The organism is Variovorax ureilyticus (genome assembly GCF_037889935.1).
Lineage (GTDB): Bacteria > Pseudomonadota > Gammaproteobacteria > Burkholderiales > Burkholderiaceae_C > Variovorax > Variovorax ureilyticus.
In genome coordinates, this window is the sequence record NZ_JBBKZU010000003.1 from 160048 (window position 1) to 183591 (window position 23544).

Here is a 23544-nt window from a genome sequence, read left to right on the forward strand (position 1 = left end):
ATGTAGCGGCGCGCTGTCTGTATAACTGCCCGCACCTTCCAGACCATCGCGGGCAGTCATGAGAGACCAGGCGCTACTCGACAAGATCGATCTCCACCTTATCCGGGTTCTACACACCGTGCTCACCGATCGCAGCGTCTCGCGTGCGGCCATCCGATTGGGGATGTACCAGCCCGCCGTGTCCGCCGCCCTCAAGCGGTTGCGGGAGCTTTCGGGCGACCCGCTGCTGGTGCGCTCCGGCTCCGGCATGGTGCCGACCGACGCGGGCCTGCGCATGATCGAGCCCGCGGCGGCGATCCTGCGCTCGGCCGAGATGCTTTTCAGCGATGCGCGCGGCTTCGATCCGCAGACGGCGCAGACCACCTTCCGCATCGCGGCGAGCGACTACATGGACCCGCTTTTCCTGCCGCAGCTCGTCGCGCGCATCAAGAGCCAGGCGCCGATGTGCCACATCGAGATCCATCCGCTGTCCTCCGATTCGGACTACCACGCGCACCTCTCGCTCGGGCAGGTGGACGTGGTGATCGGCAACTGGCTCAAGCCGCCGGAGGACCTGCACATGGCGCGGCTCTTCGGGGACGACATCGTCTCGCTGGTGAACAAGGACCATCCGGCGGTGCGCCGCGGCTGGGACTTCGAAAGCTGGCTGTCGGCCGAGCATGTCGCGCCGACGCCCACGCACCCCGGCGCGCGCGGGATCATCGACCAGATGCTCGACGAGATGGGCCGCCAGCGGAACATCACCGCGCGCTGCGCGCATTTCGGGCTGATCCCCGACATGGTGGCGTCGAGCCTGCTGGTGCTCACCACCGGCCGCCAGTACTGCGAGCGCTTCGCCGACCGGCTGCCCGTCGCGATCCTCGAATGCCCGGTGCCGCTGCCGCGCCTCATGTACTACCAGCTGTGGCACGAGCGCACCCATTCGTCGAGTTCGGCGCGCTGGCTGCGCGAGCGGACCAAGGAAGTGGCCGCATCGCTGCGGCCCGCGGCGGCGGCCGCCGCCGCCAGCGGCACCGGATAGACCTGGATTGATTCGCGCCCGGCGTCGCGAAGCAGCACGAACCCACGCCATCGACCCATAAAGACTCGGAGACAAGACGATGAACCGGACAGACCAAGTGCTCGACCTCGGCGGGCAGGACCTCTCACGACAGCGCACTGCGCCCGCCGCCAAAGGCTGGGCCGAGCGCATCTTCAAGCTGGAGGAGCACGGCACCACCGTGCGCACCGAGATCGTGGCGGGGCTCACCACCTTTCTCACGATGGCCTACATCATCTTCGTGAACCCGTCGATCCTCGGCGACGCGGGCATGCCCAAGGACGCGGTGTTCGTCGCGACCTGCCTGATCGCGGCGCTGGGCACCGCGATCATGGCGCTTTATGCCAACTACCCGATCGCGCTCGCGCCGGGGATGGGGCTCAACGCCTACTTCGCCTACGTGGTGGTGCTGCAGATGGGCTTCACCTGGCAGGCGGCGCTGGGGGCGGTGTTCATCTCGGGGTGCCTGTTCCTGCTGGTGACGGTGTTCAGGCTGCGGGAGCTGATCATCAAGGGCATCCCGCATTCGATCCGGGTGGCGATCACGGTCGGCATCGGGTTGTTCCTCGCGATCATCGCGCTCAAGAGCGCGGGCATCGTCGCACCGTCGAAGGCCACCTACATCACGCTGGGCGACCTGCACACGCCGCAGGTGGTGCTGGCGACCATCGGCTTCTTCCTGATCGTGGTGCTGGACCGCCTGAAGGTGCCCGGCGCGATCCTGATCGGGATCGTCACGGTGACGGTGCTCTCGTTCTTCTTCGCGGACAACACCTTCCACGGCGTCTTCGCCGCGCCGCCCTCGATCGCCCCGACCTTCCTGCAGCTGGACATCAAGGCGGCGCTCTCGGGCGGCATCCTCAACGTGGTCCTGGTGTTCTTCCTGGTCGAGCTGTTCGACGCGACCGGCACGCTGATGGGCGTCGCCCGCCGCGCGGGTCTGCTGGTGCCGGGGCGGATGGACCGGCTGAACAAGTCGCTGCTGGCCGACAGCGGCGCGATCTTCGCCGGCTCGCTGCTCGGCACCTCGAGCACCACTGCCTATGTCGAAAGCGCTGCGGGCGTGCAGGCCGGGGGCCGCACGGGCCTCACGGCACTGACGGTCGCGGTGCTGTTCCTCGCCGCGCTGGTCATTTCGCCGCTGGCCGGCGCGGTGCCTGCCTACGCGACCGCGCCCGCGCTGTTCTTCGTGGCATGTTTGATGCTCAAGGAACTGACCGAACTGGAATGGGAAGAAACGACAGAGGTCGTCCCCGCCGTCGTGACGGCGCTGACCATGCCTTTCACCTATTCCATCGCCAACGGCCTGGCGTTCGGCTTCATCTCGTACGCGGTGCTGAAGCTGTTCACCGGCCAGGCCAGGCAGGTGCACTGGATGGTGTGGCTGATCGGCGGCGTGTTCCTCTTCAAGTTCATCTATATCGGGGGGCACTGAAGCCGTCCGGCGCGGACGAACTGACGAGACAATAGGCGATCGCCGAGAGGCGGTTCAGGGCTCTTGCGACAACCCACAGGCCAGGCATAGGCATGACAATCCATAGACTCCAGCTAGCGCACATCACCAAGCGCTACCCCTCGGTGGTCGCCAACAGCGATGTGTCGCTGACGGTGGCGCCGGGCGAGACCCACGCCGTCCTCGGCGAGAACGGCGCGGGCAAGTCCACGCTGATGAAGATCATCTACGGCTCGGTCAAGCCGGACGAGGGCAGCATCATGTTCAACGGCAATCCGGTGAACGTGCGCAACCCGCAGGAGGCGCGGGCGCTGGGCATCAGCATGGTGTTCCAGCATTTCAGCCTGTTCGACACGCTCACCGTGGCCGAGAACGTCTGGCTCGGCCTCGACAAGAGCCTGAGCCTCGCCGAAGTGGCCCGTCGGGTGCAGGCCAAGGCCGGCGAGTACGGGTTGGACATCGACCCCTCCCGCCCCGTGCACACGCTGTCGGTCGGCGAGATGCAGCGCGTCGAAATCATCCGCGCGCTGCTCACCGACCCCAAGCTGCTGATCCTCGACGAGCCCACCTCGGTGCTCACGCCGCAGGCGGTGCAGAAGCTCTTCGTCGTGCTCAAGCAGTTGGCCTCCGAAGGCTGCAGCATCCTCTATATCAGCCACAAGCTGCACGAGATCCGCGAGCTGTGCACCGCGTGCACCGTGCTGCGCGGCGGCAAGGTGACGGGGGTGTGCAATCCGCAGAACGAATCGAACGAATCGCTCTCGCGCCTGATGATCGGCGCCGAGCCCCCGCCGCTCATGCACCGGCCGATCCATGCCGGCGCTGTGGCGCTGCAGGTCAAGGGCCTGACGCTGGCGCGCGAGGATCAGTTCGGTGTCGATCTGGACGGCATCTCGCTCGATGTGCGCGCAGGCGAAGTCGTGGGCATCGCCGGCGTTTCCGGCAACGGCCAGAAGGAACTGCTCTACGCGCTCTCGGGCGAGGACACGCGCGCCCAGGCCGGAATGATCGAGGTCTTCGGCAAGGCCGCCGCGCATTTCCGGCCGCGCCGCCGCCGTGCGCTCGGCCTGCACTTCGTGCCCGAAGAGCGGCTGGGCCGCGGCGCGGTGCCGACGCTCGGGCTTGCCCACAACCTGCTGCTCACGCGCAGCAACGCGGTCGGCAAGGGCGGGTGGATCCGCACCCGCGCGCTGAACCAGCATGCGGCCGACATCATCAAGCGCTTCAACGTGAAGGCCGGCGGGCCGGGTGCGGCGGCGCGATCGCTGTCGGGCGGCAATCTGCAGAAATTCATCGTCGGCCGCGAGATCGACGCCAACCCGAAGATCTTCATCGTCTCGCAGCCGACCTGGGGCGTGGACGTGGGCGCGGCGGCGCTGATCCGCGGGGAGATCCTCGCGCTGCGCGACGCCGGTTGCGCGGTGCTGGTGGTCAGCGAAGAACTCGACGAACTGTTCGAGATCAGCGACCGGCTGTACGTGATTGCCAAGGGCCGCCTGTCGCCCTCGATCGACCGCGCCGCCGCCACGGTGCCCCAGATCGGCGAGTGGATGAGCGGCCTGTGGGACAAGTCGCGCCACGCCGCCACGGCTTCGCAGGAGGTGGCCCATGCTTAAGCTCGAACCTCGCCCGCAACTCTCGCGCTTCTGGAGCTACGGCTCGCCGATCCTCGCGCTGCTCGTCACGGTGCTGATCGGCATGGCGCTCTTCGCCGCGCTCGGCAAAGATCCTGTCAAAGGGCTGCTCGTCTTCTTCTGGGAGCCGATCAAGACCCCCTATGCGCTGGGCGAGCTGATGGTCAAGGCGACGCCGCTGCTGATCATCGCGCTCGGCCTGGCCGTGTGCTTCCGCGCCAACGTCTGGAACATCGGCGCCGAAGGGCAGTTCGTCTTCGGCGCCATCGCGGCCGGCGGCGTGGCGCTCCTGGCCGACAAGACCACGAGCCAGATGATCGTCGTGCCCATCCTGATCGCGGGCGTGCTGGGCGGCATGGTGTGGGCCGGCATCGTCGCCTTCCTGCGCGACAAGTTCAACGCCAACGAAATCCTCGTGAGCCTGATGCTCGTGTACGTCGCGACGCTGCTGCTCGGCTACATGGTCTACGGGCCGTGGAAGGACCCGCATGGCTACAACTTCCCGCAGACGAAGACCTTCGAGGCGGTGACGCAGATCCCGCGGCTGATGAAGGGTTCGCGGGTGAGCATCGGGCTCGTCATCGCGCTGCTCGGCGCGGGGGCGCTCTGGGTGTTCCTGTTCCGCACGCGCGCGGGCTTCGCGCAGCAGGTGGGCGGGCTGGCCCCGGCGGCGGCGCGCTATGCGGGTTTCTCGGCACGGCGCGCGGTCTGGATCGCGCTGCTCACCTCGGGCGGCGCGGCGGGCCTCGCCGGTGCGCTCGAAGTCGCGGGGCCGCTCGGGCAGCTCACGCCCTATGTGCCGGCGGGCTACGGCTTCGCCGCGATCATCGTCGCCTTCGTCGGGCGACTGCATCCGGTGGGGATGATCTTCTCGGCGGTGCTCATGAGCATGTTCTACATCGGCGGTGAACTCGCGCAGTCCCGGCTCGGACTGCCGAAATCGCTCACGGGCGTCTTCCAGGGTCTGCTGCTCTTCACGCTGCTGGCCTGCGACACGCTGATCGCCTATCGCATTCGCCGCAAGCTCGCACCGAAGGCTATCGCGGTGACGCCCGGAACCTCTTCGCTGCAGGCCAGCACGCCGCTGACGGCACCCGTCGCCCGTCCCGCGACCACGGAAGGAGCTGCATGACCATGAACCCCCACGCTCATCACTTCGTGTATTCGCTGCCCCCCGAGGGGGCGCATGCCTCCCTTGGGGCGGCCCGGCGGGAGGCATGATGGAAAGCTACGCACTCCTCCTGGGCTCGACCCTCAGCGCCGGCACGGTGCTCGCGATCGCGGCGCTGGGCCTCCTGATCAACGAGAAGGCCGGCATCGTGAACCTCGGCGCCGAGGGCATGATGCTTTGCGCCGCCATCGCGGGCTTCGCGACGGTCGTCACCACGCACAACACCTGGCTCGGCTTTCTTGCGGGCATGGCGGCGGGCGCGCTGCTCGCGGCCTTCTTCGGCGTGCTGGTGATCTGGCTCAACACCAACCAGTACGCGACCGGGCTGGCGTTGAGTCTGTTCGGCGTCGGTTTCTCGGCCTTTGCGGGCATCAACTTCGTGCAGGCCAAGCTGCCGTCGAGCACGAGCTACGCGCTGCCGGTGCTCGGCGACATCCCGCTGGTCGGGCCGGCGCTGTTCCGCCACCACCCGATGGTGTATTTCGCGGTGCTGCTCACCTTCGGGCTGGTCTGGTTCCTCTATCGCACGCGGGCCGGGCTGGTGCTGCGCTCGGTCGGCGAATCGCCGGAGTCGTCGCATGCGCTGGGCTATCCGGTGCGTCGCATCCGCTTCATGGCGGTGATCGCGGGCGGCGCGCTGTGCGGGCTCGCCGGCGCGTATCTCTCGACGGTCTACACGCCGCTGTGGGTCGAGGGCATGGTCGCCGGCCGGGGCTGGATCGCGCTGGCGCTGACCACCTTCGCGACCTGGCGGCCGATTCGCGTGCTGCTCGGGGCGTACCTGTTCGGCGGCGTTTCGATGCTCGGTTTCCACCTCCAGAGCACAGGGGTTCAGGTGCCCAGCCAGTTCCTCAGCATGCTGCAGTACATCGCGCCGATCGTGGTGCTGGCGCTGATCTCGCGCAACCCGGCTTTCATCCGCGTCAACATGCCGGCTTCCATAGGAAAACCGTTCTACCCCGGCTCATAATCGCGTTTCGTTTTGTTTCGTCGCCAACCCGTCCTATTGAGGATTTCAAACAATGACTGATCTGAACAAGCGCTCCCTGCTCAAGCTGGCCGCCCTGACCGCGGTGGCTTCGGCGGCCCTCGTGGGCTGCGGCAAGAAGGAAGAGGCTCCGGCACCGGCAGCAGCGCCTGCCGCCCCGGCGCCCACGGCGGCGGCGCCGGCACCCGCTGCGGCCGGTCCGCTGAACATCGCCTTCGCCTATGTCGGCCCGGTGGGCGACGGCGGCTGGACCTTCGCGCACGACAACGGACGCAAGGCGCTCGAGAAGGAATTCGGCGACAAGATCAAAACCACCTTCGTCGAGAGCGTGCCCGAGGGCGCCGACGCCGAGCGCGTGTTCCGCGACATGGTCAGCCAGGGCAACAAGCTGATCTTCGGCACCACCTTCGGCTACATGGAGCCGATGCTCAAGGTCGCAGCCGACAACAAGGACGTGAAGTTCGAGCATGCCACCGGCTACAAGACCGCCGAGAACATGCGCACCTACGACAGCCGCACGTACGAAGGCGCGTACATGGCCGGCATCGTCGCCGGCGCGATGACGAAGTCCAACGTCCTCGGCGTGGTCGGCTCGGTGCCGATCCCCGAAGTGCTGCGCAACATCAACAGCTTCACGCTGGGCGCGCAGTCGGTCAACCCGAAAGTCACGACCAAGGTGGTCTGGGTCAACGAATGGTTCAGCCCGCCGAAAGAAACCGAGGCGGCCACCGCCCTCATCAACGGCGGCGCCGACGTGCTGTTCCAGAACACGGACTCGCCGGCCGTGCTCAAGACCGCGCAAGAAAAGGGCAAGCGCGCCTTCGGCTGGGATTCGGACATGACCGCTTACGGCCCGAAGGCCCACCTGGCCTCGGCCACCATCAACTGGGCGCCGTACTACATCAAGGCCACGCAGGACGTGCTCGACGGCAAGTGGACCACCGGCCAGAGCTGGTGGGGCGTGAAGGAAGGCGCGATCGATCTCGTCTCCATCGCCGAAGACGTGCCGGCCGAAACCAAGGCCAAGGTCGACGAAGTCAAGAAGGGCCTGAAGGACGGCAGCTTCTCGATCTGGAAGGGCCCGATCGTCGGCCAGGACGGCAAGGAACTCGTGGCAGCCGGCACGGTCGCCGACGACAAGTTCCTCACCGGGATCAACTTCTACGTCAAGGGCGTCGAAGGCTCGGTGCCCGGCGGCGAGAAGAAGTAAGCAGGAAGGTCCGGACGCTTCCGGCACGAAGGGGTTGCTTGCGAGCAACCCTTTTTTCATTTCGACTTCGGACGAGCGATTGACTCATTCGGGCGCCGAGATTCCGCCTGAGCCGACCGGCGCCGTGATCATTCCTTGGCGTTCGCTGGCGCGCACTGCGGCACCTTCGCTTCCAGCGCGATCTTGCTGACGGCGTAGAGGGTGACCTGCCGCGCGACCGGGCTCCTTTGGGTATAGGCCGGTTCGTGCTCCAGGCCGCTCAGGCGGAACACCTGACGAACCTTGGCACAGTCCACGGGGCTGCGGCCGGACTGGGCGGGCACGGTGCCGTCGCCGGTGCCGCCGTCCGGTTTTCCGGCACGTAGCTCCCAATGGCTCACTTCGTGCGTGCCGTGCGGATTCCCCTCGAACGAGGTTCGCGGAACTCGCTTGAGGCCCACGTGCTCCGGGTTCTCCCCATCGATTCGGATGCGCGTGTCATTGGCGCTCATCTCATACACCTCCTGTGGTGCTGGCGTATCGGATTCGTCGCGTTCGCCGCGCTTCATCTGCCAGACGATGCGTTCGAAGCTCTCGGTCGCGCCTTTGTTGTCGGCTCCGTAGAAGGCGTAGGTGTTGGGGTGGTAGGTTTGCGGCGTGACTTGCTCGTGAAAGTCCTCCGCTTTCCCCAGAAATTCCAAATAGTCTCGCCACCGAATCGGCACCCCATCCTCTGGCGACAGCCACTCTTCTTTGACGAGCGCCCACCACCGGTCACGCCGCTTGTAGATTTCCGAGTAGGGGTCAGCCTCGTGCAGCATCTTCTGCACGTAGTTGTTGTCGGGGCCGCGAACTTCCAGCCAGTTCTGCTTGTAGCGCTGCGTCGGCAGCAGTTCGAGCGGGCCCGGCGCCTGCGCAAAGATGGCCGTCACCTCCTGGCCGGTGCTGCCGATGACCTGGCCGAGCCCCCAGCCTTCTTCAGACAAACCCAGCTTGCAGCGACGATAGGCAATCGGTGCGCCATCCACCGGCATCACGCCGTGCACGATGCCGGCGATCTTGGCCTCCATGCCATCCATTTGCTGGCATGCCCGCGCCACAAGGCCGCCCATGCTGTGGGTAATGACGATGACCTGCTCACAGCGCGAGTTGGCGCTGTTGTTCTCCGCAATCACCTCGTCGATGCGCCGCCTGAGCCGCTCGGCGCTGTTGGCGTTGTCGTCCAGCCAGTTGTAGCCGCAGGCATAGACGGGGAACAGCCACTTGCGAAGATTGGCGAAGTCTTCCGGGTCGCTCAGCGCCGGGCCCTTTTCGGGCCGCCACGGTTGATCGGCGGGGTCCTTGGCCTTGAGCTCCATCAGCGCCTTGATCTTGGTGACCACGTCGGTACGTTCGGGCTGCAGGGAACGATGGCCGTTGAGGGTCTCTTCCAGCAGCATCAGGAAGTCCTGGTAGCTGCCCTTGCCGACTTCGCCCCAGCCGCGACGTTGATAGCAAGTCTCCAGGTCCTTTGCATTTGCGGCCATGACGCTACCGACGGCCTTGGACGGCACGGCACCTTCGGGGTCGACCTCGGTTCGGTCGGGGTGTAGAAATTCCTGGCGTTTGCCCGCCTTCTGCCCCCACTTGTCAAAAAACAGCGATCCCAAGGAATCCAGGTTCCAGACCTTCGTTCTTTTTTCGTCCAGGCCACGCAAGTTGGAGCCCATGACGCCGGGCACAAAAACGATCGGCAGCGCGTTCACGATGCCTACGCGGACCACCACCAGATCGGTGCGTTCCTTGCGGGTGAGGTTGTGGCGATAACACAGGGTGCCGTCGGGTTGCGGGGAGGGGAGCAGGACGCGAGGGTCTTGAGGGGTGGTTGTGTCAGTCAAAGGTTGGCCTTCCCTTGCTTAGCGCTTGCGCACCGATGCGACGATCTCGTCCCACAGTTGCAGGACTTGCTTGTCGGACAGGCTGGAGTCGCTCTCCGGATGCACGATTGCGTTGCTTCGTGACGAGTAGTACGCCTTGCCTTCTGTCTCTGGCGGCTTCTGCCCCGCGGGGACGGGTACGAAGTACCGCATGCCTGTCTTCAACGCGATGCCGAAGAAGGGGCGCTCCAGCGTGCGAGGCTGGTCGTCGCGCCGCTCGATGTCAAAGAAATGGTGAATCGGAGATTGATTCGCCCTGGTGAGCGACTCCTCGGCGGGATCACCCCCCAGCTGAGTCTTGCCTTCGCGCAGCGTGGAGATCATGGTGTGAAACGGCGCGTAAGCTGCGTAGGCCTGCTTCCGGCGCTCAAGAATGCCCTGGCGCGGCTGCCCTGTGACGGCGTGGTAGTCAACCTCCAGCACGACGTCACCCACGTCGTTCGCACCGAACTGGAAGCTTGCCCTCTCATCGTCCTGCCCTACATCGAACAGCACGCCCTGCATGCAGAAGCCCGGCTTGGCGCGTTCCGCGTTCTCGTAGGGCAGGAGCTTCGAGGCGATCATCTTCAGACGCGCCTCGGCGGGAGCAGGGTCGGCGTTTCTGTAGGTGATGTTGTTGTCGTCGTTGCTGTACGACTTCTGCTCCAGCGTCACATAGCGCTGCCCTACCAGTACATGCAGCTCAGATTTGATCGATCCCGCTGAGGCTTCGTCCGGCAAACGCCGCAACAGGGCAGTGACCTTGTTGATCTGCTCTCCGTACAGCAGCATGGAGCCTTGGGTCTTCCGATTCTTTGTGTCTCTCATTTCGAAGCGCCGTTTGTTCACCTCGTCCCAGAACGCCTCATTCGTAAAGCGCTCCTGTTTGACAGTGGCATAGACAGTCTCGAAGTTCTTGCCCAGCCCGTAATACAGCTCGATGTTCCCCCAGCCGCTGGTGTGCAACTCGAAGCTCGAGGGCAGTGTGACGAGATAGCGGCCGATGCAATGGGTGGTGCGTTCTGTCGGAATGGCAGTCATGGTCTTGGGCGCGTAGTCAGCGGACGAGTGGAGTGACGAGCAGCCGCACAGCGACGCGGCCACCACGAGTACGAGCGAACGTAGGTTCATGTTTTGCAGACAGGGTTAGCGCTGGAGGCCTGGCAGTTCGAACGACGCGCTGTCAGGAGGCCGACCTCCTTCTGCATCGGGGGTTGCTGCGTCGAGGATCGAGGTCGCCCGCCTTGTCTTTCACGGCGACAGCATCGGCCTGACGGGCACGCGGGTTTCAATGCAAGCGCGCCCGGAAAGGCGGGCACGGCCGGGCCGCTGATGGCCAGCGTTTGAGGCATCTGTTTTCTCCCTGAATTGATCGCCGTGACAGTGGCGAGAACCCCGGTGGCGCGTGACGTCCGAAGTTCGCGGCGGAGCATATACCATCGCATCCGAATCGGCGTCCGTCTCTTGAAGGAATCTTGATGAGCGCGCCCTTGGACTCACGATGATCGAAAAAGAACTTTGGCATCCGGTTGCGCTCGCGGGTGAGCTGGCGGGCGCACCGCTCGCCGTGCGGCTGCTCGGCGAAGACCTCGTGCTGTGGCGCGACGGCGAGGGCGCGGTGCATGCGTGGGCCGACCGCTGCCCGCATCGCGGCGCGAAGCTGTCGCTCGGCCGCGTGGTCGAAGGCGAGGGCGGACCGCAGCTCGAATGCCCGTACCACGGCTGGCGCTTCGAATCCGTCGGGCGTTGTGCGCATGTGCCGGCGTTGCCGTCTTTCGTGCCGCCGGCCACGAATCGCGCGACGACGCATGCGGCCTGTGAATCGGGCGGCCTGGTGTGGGTGCGGATCGACGCGCCGGCGACAGGAGCGGCATCGCCTCCGGTGTTCGCAGCCGAGCACGACCCCGGCATGCGCAAGATCGACTGCGGCCCCTACGACGTCGAGACCAGCGCACCACGCCTCGTCGAGAACTTCCTCGACATGGCCCACTTCGGCTTCGTGCACGAAGGCTGGCTCGGCGCGCGCGACATGGCGGTGATCGACGACTACCGCGTCGAGCCCACGCCGAACGGGCTTCTGGCCACCGGCTGCAAGGCCTGGCAGCCTCAATCCACGGTCAACTCGACCGCCCCCGCGCAGGTCGAATACACCTACGAGGTGACCGCGCCCTACACCGCGGTGCTCACCAAGGTGCCCGATGCCGCGAGCGTCGGCATCGACGACTACCGCGAATCCATCGCCCTCTACATCTGCCCGATGGGAGCCGAGCGCAGCCGCGTGTGGTTCCGCTTCGCGACCTCGGACTTCGCGCGCGACGAGGCTTCGGTGCGCTCCTTCCAGGACACCATCTTCCTGCAGGACAAGCCGGTGCTCGAATCGCAAAGCCCCAAGCGCGTGCCGCTCGACCTGCGCGCCGAGCTTCATACCGTGGCCGACAAGGCCTCGTCCCTCTACCGCCGCCATCTGAAGTCGCGCGGCATCACCTTCGGAGTCTGCTGATGAACGCCTTCGCCCGTACGGTCCCGCCGATCGCCGCGGACCGCCTGCCCGACCTGCTGCGCACCATGCCCAAGGCCGAGCTGCACATGCACATCGAAGGCTCGCTGGAGCCCGAGCTGATCTTCGCGCTCGCGCAGCGCAACGGCGTCTCGATCCCCTACGCGAGCGTGGAGGATCTTCGCCGCGCCTACGCCTTCACCAACCTGCAGAGCTTCCTCGACATCTACTACGCCGGCGCCAGCGTGCTGATCGTGGAGCAGGATTTCTACGACATGGCCTGGGCCTACCTCGAACGCGCGGCGGCCGACAACGTGGTGCGCACCGAGATGTTCTTCGACCCGCAGACGCACACCGAACGCGGCGTCGCGATGCAGACGGTGATCGATGGCCTGCACCGTGCCTGTGTCGACGCGAAGTCGAAGCTCGGCGTCGATGCCGAGCTGATCCTGTGCTTCCTGCGCCACCTGAGCGAGGAGGATGCCTTCGCGACGCTCGAACAGGCGCTGCCGTTCCGCGATCGCTTCATCGGCGTCGGCCTCGATTCGAGCGAACTGGGCCATCCGCCCGAGAAGTTCGCGCGCGTGTTCGCGCGCTGCCGCGAACTGGGCTTCCATCTCGTTGCGCATGCGGGCGAAGAAGGCCCGCCGGCCTATGTCTGGAGCGCGCTCGACGTGCTCAAGGTCGAACGCATCGACCACGGCGTGCAAAGCACCAAGGACCCGGCGCTGATGAAACGGCTCGCGCAGGACCGCATCCCGCTGACGGTCTGCCCGCTGTCGAACCTCAAGCTCTGCGTGTTCCCCGACCTCGGCCAGCACAACCTGCGCGAGCTGCTTGACGGCGGACTGGTTGCCACGGTCAACTCCGACGACCCGGCGTACTTCGGCGGCTACATGAACCGCAACTTCACCGAGACCTTCGCCGCCACCGGGCTCACCGCGCAGCACGCGTGGCAGCTGGCGGCCAACAGCTTCGAGGGCAGCTTCACCGATGCGGCGACCAAGCGCGGCTACGTGGACCGGCTCAACGCCGTCTTCGACAGCTTCGCCTGAGTGCGCGCCGGTTTCGCGAGCAGCGGCAGCGCCACCAGCGCGCACGCCGCGGCGGCGAACCACACCATCGGCCAGTCGCGCCAGGCGAGCAGGTGCGGGATCGACCAGGGCGTGACGAAACACACGACGAACACGCTGGTGTTGGCCATGCCGAGCGCGGTGCCGGCGCGCGCCGGACCCGACAGGGTTGCGAGCTCGGTGTAGCCGACGCCATGCCAGGCCGAGACGCACACGCCGCAGGCCAGCACCAGCACGGTCAGCAGGACTTGCGAGGCGGGTGAGTCCGCCGGGGCGCTGCCGGTGGCGAGCGTCGCGAGGCCGAGCACGGCGAACAGGCCCGCGCTCCATGCGGTGCAGGCGCGCAGGTACGCCGGCCGGTTGCGGCGGCGATCGGTCCAGCGGCCGCTCCACACGCGCATCGCCATCGCGCCGAGCTGCAGGCCGACCATCGTGGCGGTGATCGCCGCGAAGCCGACCCGTCCGAAGTCGTGGAGAAAGACCGTGCCGAAGGACAGCACTGCGAACTGCGGCGCGCACAGGATGCCGATGCCCGCGACGAGGCGCCAGACGCGCGGATCCCCGAGCGGTCCACGCAAGGATGGCGCCGCCGGCGCATCGGCGCGCTTCGCGTTCCGGGGCGCGACCGGCGGCTCATTGGAGTACCTGCGCGCAGCAGCGCTTCGGTGTTCGCCTTCGGAGCGGCCGGGCGGCTCATGGACCCAGCACCAGGCCAACAGCCCGCTGAGCAGGCACAGCAGCGCAAGGAAGACGTAGAGCATCGCGAAGCCGGCGTGCAGCGCGATCGCCGGCAGCAGCAGCGCGCCGAGGCCGCCGCCGAGCGGCACGGCGGTCTGCCGGATGCTCATCGCGAGGCCACGTTCGCCCTCGGCGAACCAGCCCATCACGGCGCGTCCGCTGGCACCGTTGACGCTGCCGCCGAGCAGGCCCACGAGCAGCAGTCCGGCACCGAGCCAGCCGGGCCCGGGCACATGGCCGGATCGCGGCGCCGCGAGCAGCGCCATGGCGAGCAGCGCGAGCGCGGTCGTGCCAAGGCCCGTCAGCAGCACCGGACGGTCGCCCCAGCGATCGGTCAGCAGGCCCCAGGGAAGTTCGCTGATCGCGATGCCGAGCCCGATCAGGCCGAGCATCAGGCCCAGGGTGGCGTTGTCGAGCCGGTAGCCGGCGCGCATGACTACGGCGGTCATCGGGATGCCGCTGAAGGCGACCGAGAAGGCGGCGTTCGCCGCGACGCCGGCCGCGAGGACTTTCCAGCGGTGGCGGGGAGAGGTGGAGGGGGAATGTGGCATGGCGCGACGCAGTTTCCGCCCCGCGCAATGTTTTGAAAATCAGAAAATAATTGACCTTCAGTTCAAAAAAACAGGATGGTTGAAATGGGCCAGGTGTTGTTCGATCTGGACGTTCTGCGCAGTTTCTCGACCGGGATCGCGCTGGGCAGCTTTGCGCGTGCGGCCGACCGGCTCGGGCGTTCCACCTCGGCGGTGAGCGCCCAGCTCAAGAAGCTCGAGGCCCAGGCAGGCACGGCGCTGTTCCGCCGCGCGGGCCGCGGACTGCAGCTGACTGACGCGGGCGAGACCATGCTGGCGTACGCGCATCGCATGCTCGAGATCAACGACGAAGCGGCGGCCGCCATGCGCGGTGCCGACCTCGAGGGCTGGGTGCGCCTCGGCGTGCAGGAGAACCTCGGCGAATCGGTGCTGCCGGCGGCGCTCGGCCGCTTTGCGCGGGCCCATCCCAAGGTCCGCATCGAGGCGCACATGGCACGCAGTGCCGATTTGCGCGAGCGGCTGCACCTCGGGCAGCTCGACCTGGCGCTGATCTGGGAGGTCAAGGGCGCGCCGGGCGTGGCCGAGCTGCCGAACCGCGAGCGCCTGATGCGGCTGCCGCTGCAGTGGGTCGGTCCCGCCGATCTCGACGGGCTCGACGCGCCCTGGTGGACCGAGCGCCGTGCCGGCGGCGCGCGGAAGTCGCGGGAGCCCTTGCCGCTCATCCTGCTGGATGCCGCGTGCCCCCTGCGCGCGACCGTGACCGCCGTCCTCGACCGCGCGGGCATCGCATGGCGGCATGCGTTCACCAGTTCGAGCCTTTCGGCGCTCTGGGCAGCGACCTCGGCCGGGCTGGGGCTGTCGGCGCTCACCGCCTTCGGCCTGCCGGCGCATGTGCGTGCCTTCGACCACGGCATGGCCGGCCTGCCGGCGCTGCCGCCGATGACGCTGGCGATGTACCGCGCGCAGGCAGAGTCCGAGCCGCCCGTCGCGAGGATGGCCGATCTGCTGCGCGACGCGGTGCGCGACGGCTCGCGGGCCTTCTGAGCCTGCGGGCGCCGGTCAGGCCAGCCCGAGTTCGTCCCGGCCCTTCTGCGTGATGCCGACGACCTGCGCCGGGCGCTGCAAAAGCATACCGATCGAAGGGTGGTGCGGCGCCGGCACGAAGGCCACCACCAGCCCCGCGGCGCGCAGGATCCGGACCTGGTCGATGTCCGCGGTCTGCGTGAACGACATGGGCAGGGGCGACCCGGCAATCCGGCGCAAAAGGTCGATGGCCATGGTCGTCTCCTTGCCGATGTCCAGTTTCAAGTTCAGAGGTCCTGCATGCTGAAACGGAGCGCTCACCGCATGGCGGCCGCCCGAGCGCCGCAAGAGTAGAGAGCCGCGATGACACCGGTATGAACCAGGCATGACCCTCCGGCGACGTGCGCGGGGCATCGAGGGCTGCCGCCGAGGGCGACCCGGGTAAAATTCGGGATCGGCGCTGGTGCCCCCCAGCGCCGAATTTCATTTCCGGGGCCATGTAGAGGAACACCATGCTCAAAAACCTCGCAGCCGCGCTCGCGGCCGCCTGTTTCTTGATTCCCGCCTTTTCCCAACCCGCGCCGAAGGCCGATCCGCTGAAGGTCGGCTTCGTCTACGTCACGCCGGTCACCGATGCCGGCTGGACGCGCCAGCACGACGACGGCCGCAAGGCCATCGAGGCCGCATTGCCCGGCAAGGTGAAGACCACCTACGTCGACAACGTGGCCGAAGGCCCCGACGCCGAGCGCGTGATCCGCGATCTCGCGCAGCAGGGCAACAAGCTCATCTTCACGACCAGCTTCGGCTACATGGAGCCCACGATGAAGGTCGCGCGCGACTTTCCCGACGTGAAGTTCGAGTCGATCACCGGCTACAAGACCGCGCCCAATGTCGCGATCGCGAACGCGCGCTACTACGAGGGCCGCTACCTCGCGGGGGTCGCGGCCGGCCGCATGACGAAGACCAACGTCGCCGGCTATGTGGCGGGCTTCCCGATCCCCGAGGTGCTGCAGGGCATCAATGCCTTCACGATGGGCATGCGTTCGGTCAACCCGAAGGCGCAGGTCAAGGTCGTGTGGCTCGACGTCTGGTTCGATCCGCCAAAGGAGCGCGATGCCGCAATGGCGCTGTTCAACCAGGACGCGGACGTGATCGCCTTCCACACCGGCTCCACGGCCGTGATGGCCGCTGCGCAGGAGCGCGGCAAGCTCGCCATCGCCTATCACTCCGACATGCGCAAGGTCGCGCCCGACGCGCAGCTCGTCGCGGTGACCCACCACTGGGGCGACTACTACACCCAGCGCGCCCGCGCGGTGCAGGACGGCACCTGGAAGAGCGGCAACACCTGGGGCGGCGTCAAGGAAGGGATGATCCGCGTCGGCGACTTCGGGCCGAAGGTGCCCAAGCCGGTGCAGGACGAGGTGATGGCGCGGCAGAAGGACATCGCCGCCGGCAAGCTCAAGCCCTTCCAGGCGGCCGCCGCCGACGTGCGCGACAACGAGGGCCATGTCGTCATCGCCAAGGGCCAGTCGCTCGCCGACGAGCAGATCCTCAACATGAACTGGCTGGTCGAGGGCGTGCAGGGGCACGTGGGGCGCAAGACGCCCTGAGCCGCTTCAGTGGACGAAGCCGCTTTCGCGATGGAAGTAGGCGCCTTCGGGGTCCAGGCTCTTGACCTTCTTCGCCGGCTGGCCCGCATACACCACGTATTCCTCGGCGTGCGCCTTGTTGAGCAGCGATCCCGCGCCGAGGATGGTGCGGTCCGGCAGCACCGCGCCGCCCAGCACGGTGACGCGTGTGCCGAGCAGGCAGTAGGCCCCGATGCGGATCGGCTTGCAGTCCTGCCGGTTCTCGTGGGTGTCGATGCCGTGCGTGATGAGCTGCGAGCCGTAGCCCGCCACGGTGGTGAAGGCACCGATCTCGACCCGGTCGGTGCAGTCGATGATGTGCTGCTTCGTGATGGCGGCGTGGTCCCCCAGGAGCAGCGACGGATCGCGCCCCGAGCGATGGCGGAAGTGCTCGCCGAGCCGGGGGTGGCCGGTGACCCAGTTGGATCGCCCGATGTACGAATGCGCGCCGCACTCCATCCGGTCCAGGTGGATGGCAACCGTGAAATGGTCGATGTGCGCGCCTTCGTGCATGACCAGTTGATCCGGAAAGACGTAGGCCAGCCCGATGCGCGCGCCGTCCGCGATCTGGTAGCCCCAGAAGCGCCGGAGCACCCAGCGCTTGATCTTCCAGGGCAGCATGACGACGCAGAGCGCCAGCAGCCGCTTCATGATGCGACCGTCCTCCGTTCGCCGATGACGCGTTCGTAGGTGGCCTTGTAGTTGTTCGCCATCTGCGCCGCGCTGTAGTGCGAGGCGTTTTCCAGGCCCAGGCGGCGCATCTCCGCCAGGCGCGGTGCGGCCGCCTCCATCGCGGCGGCCATGGCGGAGGGGTCGTGCGGATCGACGTACACCGCGCCTTCGCCGCCGATCTCGTTCATCGGCGCGAGGTCGGACGTGAAGACCGGGCAGCCGCAGGCCTGCGCCTCGATGATCGGCCAGCCGAAGCCTTCCTGGAACGAGGGGAAGAGCAGCGCGGTCGCGCTGGCGTACAGCGCGCGCAGTTCTTCGTGGGACACCTTCTGCACGGTCTTGATGCGGTCGGCAACGCCATGCTTTTGCGCCAGCTCGGCCATTTCGGGCACCAATTCGGGGCCGACGAAGACGAGACGGTCCGCCATCGGCGGCTGCCCTGCGGCCGCGGCGCGCTCCTGCAGTGCGATGAAGGCTTCGAGGACGCCCGGGCGGTTCTTGCGGGCCATGTCCCAGCCCACGTGGATCAGGTACTTGTCCTGCACCGAGATCCCGAATCGCTCGATGATCTTCTGGGCCTCGTCGGGCGCCACCGGCGCGAAGTTGTCGTTCAACCCGTTGAGGACCGTCGTGACGCGGCGCTCTTCCGCCAGGCCCATGGAGAGCAGCTCGCGGCGCGTCATGGCCGACACGCACGCCACGAGATCGGCACGTCCCAGGCCCTTGGAGATCAGGCGCTGGAACTGCCGCCCGGTCCAGCCGACATTCCAGCCCTCGATCATTCCGTGCGCGGCCTGTACCGCGATCACGTCGTGGCAGGTGATCACATTGGGCTTGGACTTCACCCAGGGGATGTACATGCCGTTGGAATGATCGGCCACGTGGACCACGTCGGCCCAACGCAGATGCCGCCTGAGCGACGGGATGAACAGGACGAACTTGTCCAGGTAGCCGAGCCACTTGAACCAGCGCGAGGTGGCCGGCACGCGCAGCACGCGCCTCGGAGGCGAGACGACGCGGAGGTCGCAGCCGATGCGCGGCAATTCCCGCTCGAGCACGCGGCTGAAGGCGATCATGCTCGTCTGGCCGTCGGGCATGTAGTTTGCGATCAGGAGGACTTTCATCTTGTTGTGGCGCTCTTGGCGGCGTCGCGTGAATTCATCGATCTTCCTGGGGAAGAGGGAAGAACGGGCGGATGGGGCCAGAAAACCGATGAAGCGTACCATCCGCCCCGGCGGCATCATGTCAGCCATATGGCACTCGTATAGGGGCCATATGCGCAAGCACATCGTGTACCCGCATCGCTGACTTACCCTCCGTGCCCATGCAAGCGTACCGTGCCTCCCTCTTGAGATTCGATCCCGCCGGCCGGCCGGTCTATGACGAGGACGGCCTTCTCGTCGTCGGCCCCGATGCCGACGGGCGCCAGCGCGTTCAGGATGCGGGCGCCTGCGCCGCGGTCGCCGCCCGCCATCCGCAGGCGCCGGTCACGCATTGGCCGGGCCGCATCATCGCGCCGGGCTTCGTGGACATGCACATCCACTATCCGCAGACGGACATCATCGGCGCGCCGGCCGATGGCCTTCTGCCCTGGCTCGAGAACTACACCTTTCCGGCGGAAACCCGCTTTGGCGACAAGGCGCATTCGGCGGAAATCGCGGAATTCTTTCTTGATGAGTTGATGCGCAACGGCGTCACGACCTCGCTGACCTTCGCCACCTCGCACCCCCAGTCGGTCGACGCCTTCTTCGAGGCCGCGCAGCGGCGCCGCCTGCGCATGTTGACCGGCAAGGTGCTTCAGGATCGTCATTCGCCCGACGGTGTACGCGACCAGGCTGAACAGAGTCTGATCGACTCGGAAGCGCTCATCAGGAAGTGGCACAACGTCGACCGGCTCGGTTATGCGATCACGCCGCGCTTTGCGCCCACCAGCACCGATGCGCAATTGCGCGGGGCGGGCGAGCTTGCCGCGAAGTACCCGGACACCTGGATCCACTCGCACGTGGCCGAGAACAAGGACGAAGTTCGCTGGGCGCGCGAGCTGTTCCCGCACGCGCGCTCGTACCTCGACGTCTACGCGGGCTTCGGCCTGATGCGCGAGCGCGCCGTCTACGCGCACTGCATCCACTTCGACGACGACGACCGCCGCCTCATGCGCGAGACCGGCACGGCGACGGCGGTGAGCCCGACCAGCAATCTCTTCCTCGGCAGCGGCTTCTTCGACTTCGAGGGCGCAGATCGCATCGGCTATGAATACGGCCTGGCGAGCGACGTGGGCGGCGGCACCAGCTTCAGTCCGTTCACCACGATGATGGCGGCCTACTACGCCGGCCGCGAAGGCCAGACCAAGCCAGGCGTGAGCATTCCGCCTTCGCAGCTCTGGTGGCGTCACACCGCCGGCGCCGCACGGGCGCTGGGGCTGGAGGGCGTCATCGGCAACCTGCAGCCGGGCTGCGAGGCCGACTTCGTGGTCATCAACCCGAAAGCCACGCCGCTGCTCGCGCGCAAGACCTCGCTGGCCGCGAACCTGGAAGAACTGCTGTTCGCGATGATCGTGCTGGGGGACGACCGGCTGATCGAGCGCACCGTCATTTGTTGATCACCCCCAGGCTCGCGCACTTCGTGTCGCTCTCTCGCGCGGCCGCCAGCGGGGGCTGCTCTTCGGGCACGTCCAAGCCTGCGCAGGCAGGCTCGGAGCCGCGGCCCTCAGCCCCCTCGCCGGGGGCAATCCCGGCGGCCCGGCGAAGCCGGTTCCGCGGGATTTCTGGTCTTTTGGCGTACTTCTAGAATAGCGGCCCGAAAAAGGACCCTGCCATGAGCATCAAGAGCGACAAGTGGATCCGGCGCATGGCCGAGAAGAACGGAATGATCGAGCCTTTCGAGCCCGGCCAGATCCGCGAGCAGGACGGCCACAGGATCATCAGCTACGGTACCTCCAGCTACGGCTACGACATCCGGTGCGCGCCCGAATTCAAGGTGTTCACCAACATCCACAGCACGGTGGTCGACCCCAAGAACTTCGACGAGAAGAGCTTCGTCGACTTCCACGGCGACAGCTGCATCATCCCGCCCAACAGCTTCGCGCTCGCGCGTACGGTCGAATACTTCCGCATCCCGCGCAACGTGCTGACCATCTGCCTGGGCAAGAGCACGTACGCGCGCTGCGGGATCATCGTCAACGTCACGCCCTTCGAGCCGGAGTGGGAAGGCTACGTGACCCTCGAATTCAGCAACACCACGCCGCTGCCGGCCAAGATCTACGCTGGCGAAGGCTGCGCGCAGGTGCTGTTCTTCGAGAGCGACGAGGTCTGCGAGACCAGCTACAAGGACCGTGGCGGCAAGTACCAGGGCCAGCGCGGCGTGACGCTGCCGAAGGCCTGAGCCTACACCGCAAGGATCTGCCTGCGCGTACCATCGTGCGGGCATCGCGGGAATCGCGGTCAAGGAGCGTGTCATGAGATGGGAAGGCAACGAACAGTCCGACAACGTCGAGGACCGGCGTGATGATGGCGGCGGTGGGGGCGGTGGATTCGGCTTTCCCGTGGGCGGGCGCAGCATCGGCATCGGCACGGTGGCGGTCGCCCTGATCGCGGGCTGGATCTTCGGCATCAATCCCCTGACGGTGCTGGGGCTGCTCAGCGGTGGCGGGCCCCCCGCGCAAGTGCAGCAGCAGGGGCCGGCGCACAAGCCGCCGGCCGACGACCGCGAGGCGGCTTTCGTCTCGACCGTGCTCAAGAACACCGAAGTGGTGTGGAGCGACATCTTCCGCCAGAACGGCGGCACCTACGCCCCGCCCAAGCTGGTGCTGTTCCGCGGCGCCACGCCAACCGCCTGCGGCACCGGCCAGTCCGCCATGGGCCCGTTCTATTGCCCCGGCGACAAGAAGGTCTACATCGACCTGGGCTTCTACGACACCCTCCGGAACCAACTCGGCGCGCCGGGCGTTTTCGCGCAGGCCTACGTGATCGCGCACGAGATCGGCCACCACGTACAGGACGAACTGGGCATCACCGGCAAGCTCGACCAGATGCGCGGCCGCCTGAGCCAGACGCAGAACAATGCGGTCAGCGTCCGCGTCGAGTTGCAGGCGGACTGCTTCGCCGGCGTCTGGGCGCATCATTCGCAGGAGTCCAAGCAGTGGCTGGATCCGGGCGACATCGAATCCGCGATGAACGCGGCGCAGAAGATCGGCGACGACGCCCTTCAGCGCTCGGCCGGCCGTGCCGTGGTGCCGGACAGCTTCACCCACGGGACCAGCGCCCAGCGCCAGCGGTGGTTCTCCACCGGCTTCAAGAGCGGCGACCTGCGCGACTGCGACACGTTTGCTGCACGAGGTCTCTAACCCGAGCCTCGCCCACCTCGTGGGGCTCTGACACCCCCTTTCAGGGAGCAATCCCGGCGGCCCGGCGCAGCCGGTTCCGCGGGATTTCCAGCTTGGCCAAACCGCTCTGGCAGGCCTCGGATATAGGGGTAACCCCATTCCTGCGACAATAGAAGGCTTCATGACCAGTTCCTTCTCCAATCTTTCCCTGGCCGAGCCTCTGGCGCGCGCTGTAGCCGAAATGGGCTACGAGACGATGACGCCCATCCAGGCACAGGCCATTCCGGTGGTGTTGTCGGGCCAGGACGTCATGGGTGCCGCCCAGACCGGCACCGGCAAGACAGCCGCCTTCTCGCTGCCGCTGCTGCAGCGGATGCTCAAGCACGAGAACAGCTCGACCTCCCCGGCGCGCCATCCGGTGCGCGCCCTGGTGCTGCTGCCCACGCGCGAGCTTGCCGACCAGGTCGCGCAGCAGGTCAAGCTCTATGCCAAGTACACGAACCTGCGCAGCACGGTCGTGTTCGGCGGCATCGACATGAAGCCGCAGACGCTCGAACTCAAGAAGGGCGTCGAGGTGCTGGTCGCCACGCCGGGCCGGCTGCTCGACCACATCGAAGCCAAGAACGCGGTGCTCAACCAAGTCGAGTACGTGGTGCTCGACGAAGCCGACCGCATGCTCGACATCGGCTTCCTGCCGGACTTGCAGCGCATCCTCTCGTACCTGCCCAAGCAGCGCACCACGCTGCTGTTCTCGGCCACCTTCTCGCCCGAGATCAAGCGCTTGGCCGGCAGCTACCTGCAGAACCCGGTCACGATCGAGGTGGCGCGGCCGAACGAAACGGCTTCCACCGTCGAGCAGCACTTCTACAGCGTGAGCGACGACGACAAGCGCCGTGCGCTCAAGCAGATCGTGCGCCAGCGAGGCATCACGCAGGCCTTCGTGTTCGTCAACAGCAAGCTGGGCTGCGCGCGGCTCGCGCGTTCGCTCGAGCGCGAGGGCCTGAAGACCACCGCCCTGCATGGCGACAAGAGCCAGGACGAGCGCCTGAAGGCCCTCGCCGCCTTCAAGGCCGGCGAGGTCGACCTGCTGGTGGCCACCGACGTGGCCGCGCGCGGCCTCGACATCAAGGACGTGCCGGCGGTCTTCAACTTCGACATCCCGTTCAACGCCGAGGACTACGTGCACCGCATCGGCCGCACCGGCCGTGCAGGTGCATCCGGCTTGGCGGTGAGCTTCGCGAGCGGCGGCAACGACGTCCGGCTGGTGGCCGACATCGAGAAGCTGATCAAGAAGAAGATCGAGCTGGAGCCCGTCGAATTCGACGACGAGCGCCCGCGCGGTCGCATCAACGACGGCCGCCGCCACTGGCGCGAAGAGGGCGAAGCCGGCGATGCGCGCGACGTGCTCGATACGCTGGACCGTCCGCGCGATCGCTCCGACTCGCGTCCGACCCGCAATGGCCGTCCGCACCGCGCGCCGGCCGCGCCGCGCGATCCCTTCTTCGAGAAGCCTTACGAGGCGCCCGAGCGCGAGGCGGCGCCCGCGTGGGAAGCCACGGCCAAGGCAGCGCCGGCGCGTGGGGTCTCCAGCAACATCAAGAGCAAGCGCAAGGTCGCCGCGCTTTTCAAGTCAAACCCCTAGGCTACCCCCCAGCCTCGCTCACTTCGTGTAGCTCGGGCACCCCCTGCCGGG

At 66.9% G+C, this 23544-nt stretch carries 20 protein-coding genes; 14 read left to right on the plus strand and 6 right to left on the minus strand.

What is annotated here, in order from left to right:
• Window positions 1–58 precede the first annotated feature (58 nt).
• The 6 genes from WKW77_RS08115 (at window position 59) to WKW77_RS08140 (ending at window position 7495) form a co-directional block, all read left to right on the plus strand.
• On the plus strand, window positions 59–1021 hold the full coding sequence (locus WKW77_RS08115) for a LysR family transcriptional regulator (protein ID WP_340356348.1): 963 nt from the start codon (window positions 59–61) through the stop codon (window positions 1019–1021).
• A 79-nt stretch (window positions 1022–1100) separates the two neighbouring features.
• A complete protein-coding gene (locus tag WKW77_RS08120; protein ID WP_340356349.1) occupies window positions 1101–2474 on the plus strand; it encodes an NCS2 family permease in 1374 nt (457 codons plus the stop codon).
• Between the two features lie 92 nt (window positions 2475–2566).
• Window positions 2567–4108 carry an ABC transporter ATP-binding protein gene (locus tag WKW77_RS08125; RefSeq protein ID WP_340356350.1) on the plus strand — a complete coding sequence of 514 codons (1542 nt, stop codon included), beginning with the start codon at window positions 2567–2569 and terminating at the stop codon, window positions 4106–4108.
• Complete coding sequence (locus tag WKW77_RS08130; protein WP_340356351.1) at window positions 4101–5258, plus strand: ABC transporter permease; 1158 nt, start codon at window positions 4101–4103, stop codon at window positions 5256–5258. Before WKW77_RS08125 ends, WKW77_RS08130 begins: the two co-directional genes overlap by 8 nt.
• An 88-nt stretch (window positions 5259–5346) precedes the next feature.
• Complete coding sequence (locus WKW77_RS08135; RefSeq protein ID WP_340356707.1) at window positions 5347–6267, plus strand: ABC transporter permease; 921 nt, start codon at window positions 5347–5349, stop codon at window positions 6265–6267.
• A 52-nt stretch (window positions 6268–6319) separates the two neighbouring features.
• Window positions 6320–7495, plus strand: a complete 1176-nt coding sequence (locus WKW77_RS08140; protein WP_340356352.1) for a BMP family ABC transporter substrate-binding protein — start codon at window positions 6320–6322, stop codon at window positions 7493–7495.
• Between the two features lie 128 nt (window positions 7496–7623).
• Here the strand turns inward: WKW77_RS08140 and WKW77_RS08145 are convergent, their stop codons facing one another.
• Complete coding sequence (locus WKW77_RS08145; protein WP_340356353.1) at window positions 7624–9351, minus strand: esterase/lipase family protein; 1728 nt, start codon at window positions 9349–9351, stop codon at window positions 7624–7626.
• An 18-nt stretch (window positions 9352–9369) separates the two neighbouring features.
• Window positions 9370–10410 (minus strand): T6SS immunity protein Tli4 family protein, encoded by a 1041-nt coding sequence (locus WKW77_RS08150; protein ID WP_340356354.1) that lies wholly within the window; start codon window positions 10408–10410, stop codon window positions 9370–9372.
• 460 nt (window positions 10411–10870) lie between these two features.
• Between WKW77_RS08150 and WKW77_RS08155 the strand changes: the two genes are divergently transcribed.
• On the plus strand, window positions 10871–11869 hold the full coding sequence (locus WKW77_RS08155) for an aromatic ring-hydroxylating dioxygenase subunit alpha (protein ID WP_340356355.1): 999 nt from the start codon (window positions 10871–10873) through the stop codon (window positions 11867–11869).
• Window positions 11869–12921, plus strand: coding sequence for an adenosine deaminase (locus tag WKW77_RS08160; RefSeq protein ID WP_340356356.1), 1053 nt, complete (start codon window positions 11869–11871; stop codon window positions 12919–12921). The genes WKW77_RS08155 and WKW77_RS08160 overlap by 1 nt, the downstream gene beginning before the upstream one ends.
• Here the strand turns inward: WKW77_RS08160 and WKW77_RS08165 are convergent.
• Entirely contained in the window at window positions 12879–14228 is a 1350-nt protein-coding gene (locus WKW77_RS08165) for an MFS transporter (RefSeq protein ID WP_340356357.1), read from the minus strand. The two genes, WKW77_RS08160 and WKW77_RS08165, sit on opposite strands and share 43 nt — an antisense overlap.
• Before the next feature lie 84 nt (window positions 14229–14312).
• Between WKW77_RS08165 and WKW77_RS08170 the strand changes: the two genes are divergently transcribed.
• Complete coding sequence (locus tag WKW77_RS08170; RefSeq protein ID WP_340356358.1) at window positions 14313–15251, plus strand: LysR substrate-binding domain-containing protein; 939 nt, start codon at window positions 14313–14315, stop codon at window positions 15249–15251.
• A gap of 15 nt (window positions 15252–15266) precedes the next feature.
• On the opposite strand, the gene WKW77_RS08175 is transcribed toward WKW77_RS08170, so the two are convergent.
• On the minus strand, window positions 15267–15515 hold the full coding sequence (locus tag WKW77_RS08175; protein ID WP_340356359.1) for a hypothetical protein: 249 nt from the start codon (window positions 15513–15515) through the stop codon (window positions 15267–15269).
• Between the two features lie 227 nt (window positions 15516–15742).
• Between WKW77_RS08175 and WKW77_RS08180 the strand changes: the two genes are divergently transcribed.
• A complete protein-coding gene (locus WKW77_RS08180) occupies window positions 15743–16840 on the plus strand; it encodes a BMP family ABC transporter substrate-binding protein (protein ID WP_340356360.1) in 1098 nt (365 codons plus the stop codon).
• Window positions 16841–16846: 6 nt separating this feature from the next.
• Here WKW77_RS08180 and WKW77_RS08185 read toward each other — a convergent pair whose 3' ends face one another.
• Window positions 16847–17509 (minus strand): acyltransferase, encoded by a 663-nt coding sequence (locus tag WKW77_RS08185; protein WP_340356361.1) that lies wholly within the window; start codon window positions 17507–17509, stop codon window positions 16847–16849.
• Window positions 17506–18654 carry a glycosyltransferase family 4 protein gene (locus WKW77_RS08190; protein WP_340356362.1) on the minus strand — a complete coding sequence of 383 codons (1149 nt, stop codon included), beginning with the start codon at window positions 18652–18654 and terminating at the stop codon, window positions 17506–17508. Before WKW77_RS08190 ends, WKW77_RS08185 begins: the two co-directional genes overlap by 4 nt.
• Before the next feature lie 200 nt (window positions 18655–18854).
• Here WKW77_RS08190 and guaD point away from each other — a divergent pair, with 200 nt between their 5' ends.
• From guaD to WKW77_RS08210, 4 genes are all read left to right on the plus strand, one after another.
• On the plus strand, window positions 18855–20129 hold the full coding sequence (guaD, locus tag WKW77_RS08195; protein WP_340356708.1) for a guanine deaminase: 1275 nt from the start codon (window positions 18855–18857) through the stop codon (window positions 20127–20129).
• Window positions 20130–20344: 215 nt separating this feature from the next.
• Window positions 20345–20911, plus strand: a complete 567-nt coding sequence (gene dcd, locus WKW77_RS08200; RefSeq protein ID WP_106555705.1) for a dCTP deaminase — start codon at window positions 20345–20347, stop codon at window positions 20909–20911.
• Window positions 20912–20984: 73 nt separating this feature from the next.
• Window positions 20985–21872, plus strand: a complete 888-nt coding sequence (gene ypfJ / locus WKW77_RS08205) for a KPN_02809 family neutral zinc metallopeptidase (RefSeq protein WP_340356363.1) — start codon at window positions 20985–20987, stop codon at window positions 21870–21872.
• Window positions 21873–22032: 160 nt separating this feature from the next.
• On the plus strand, window positions 22033–23493 hold the full coding sequence (locus WKW77_RS08210; RefSeq protein ID WP_340356364.1) for a DEAD/DEAH box helicase: 1461 nt from the start codon (window positions 22033–22035) through the stop codon (window positions 23491–23493).
• Window positions 23494–23544 lie beyond the last annotated feature (51 nt).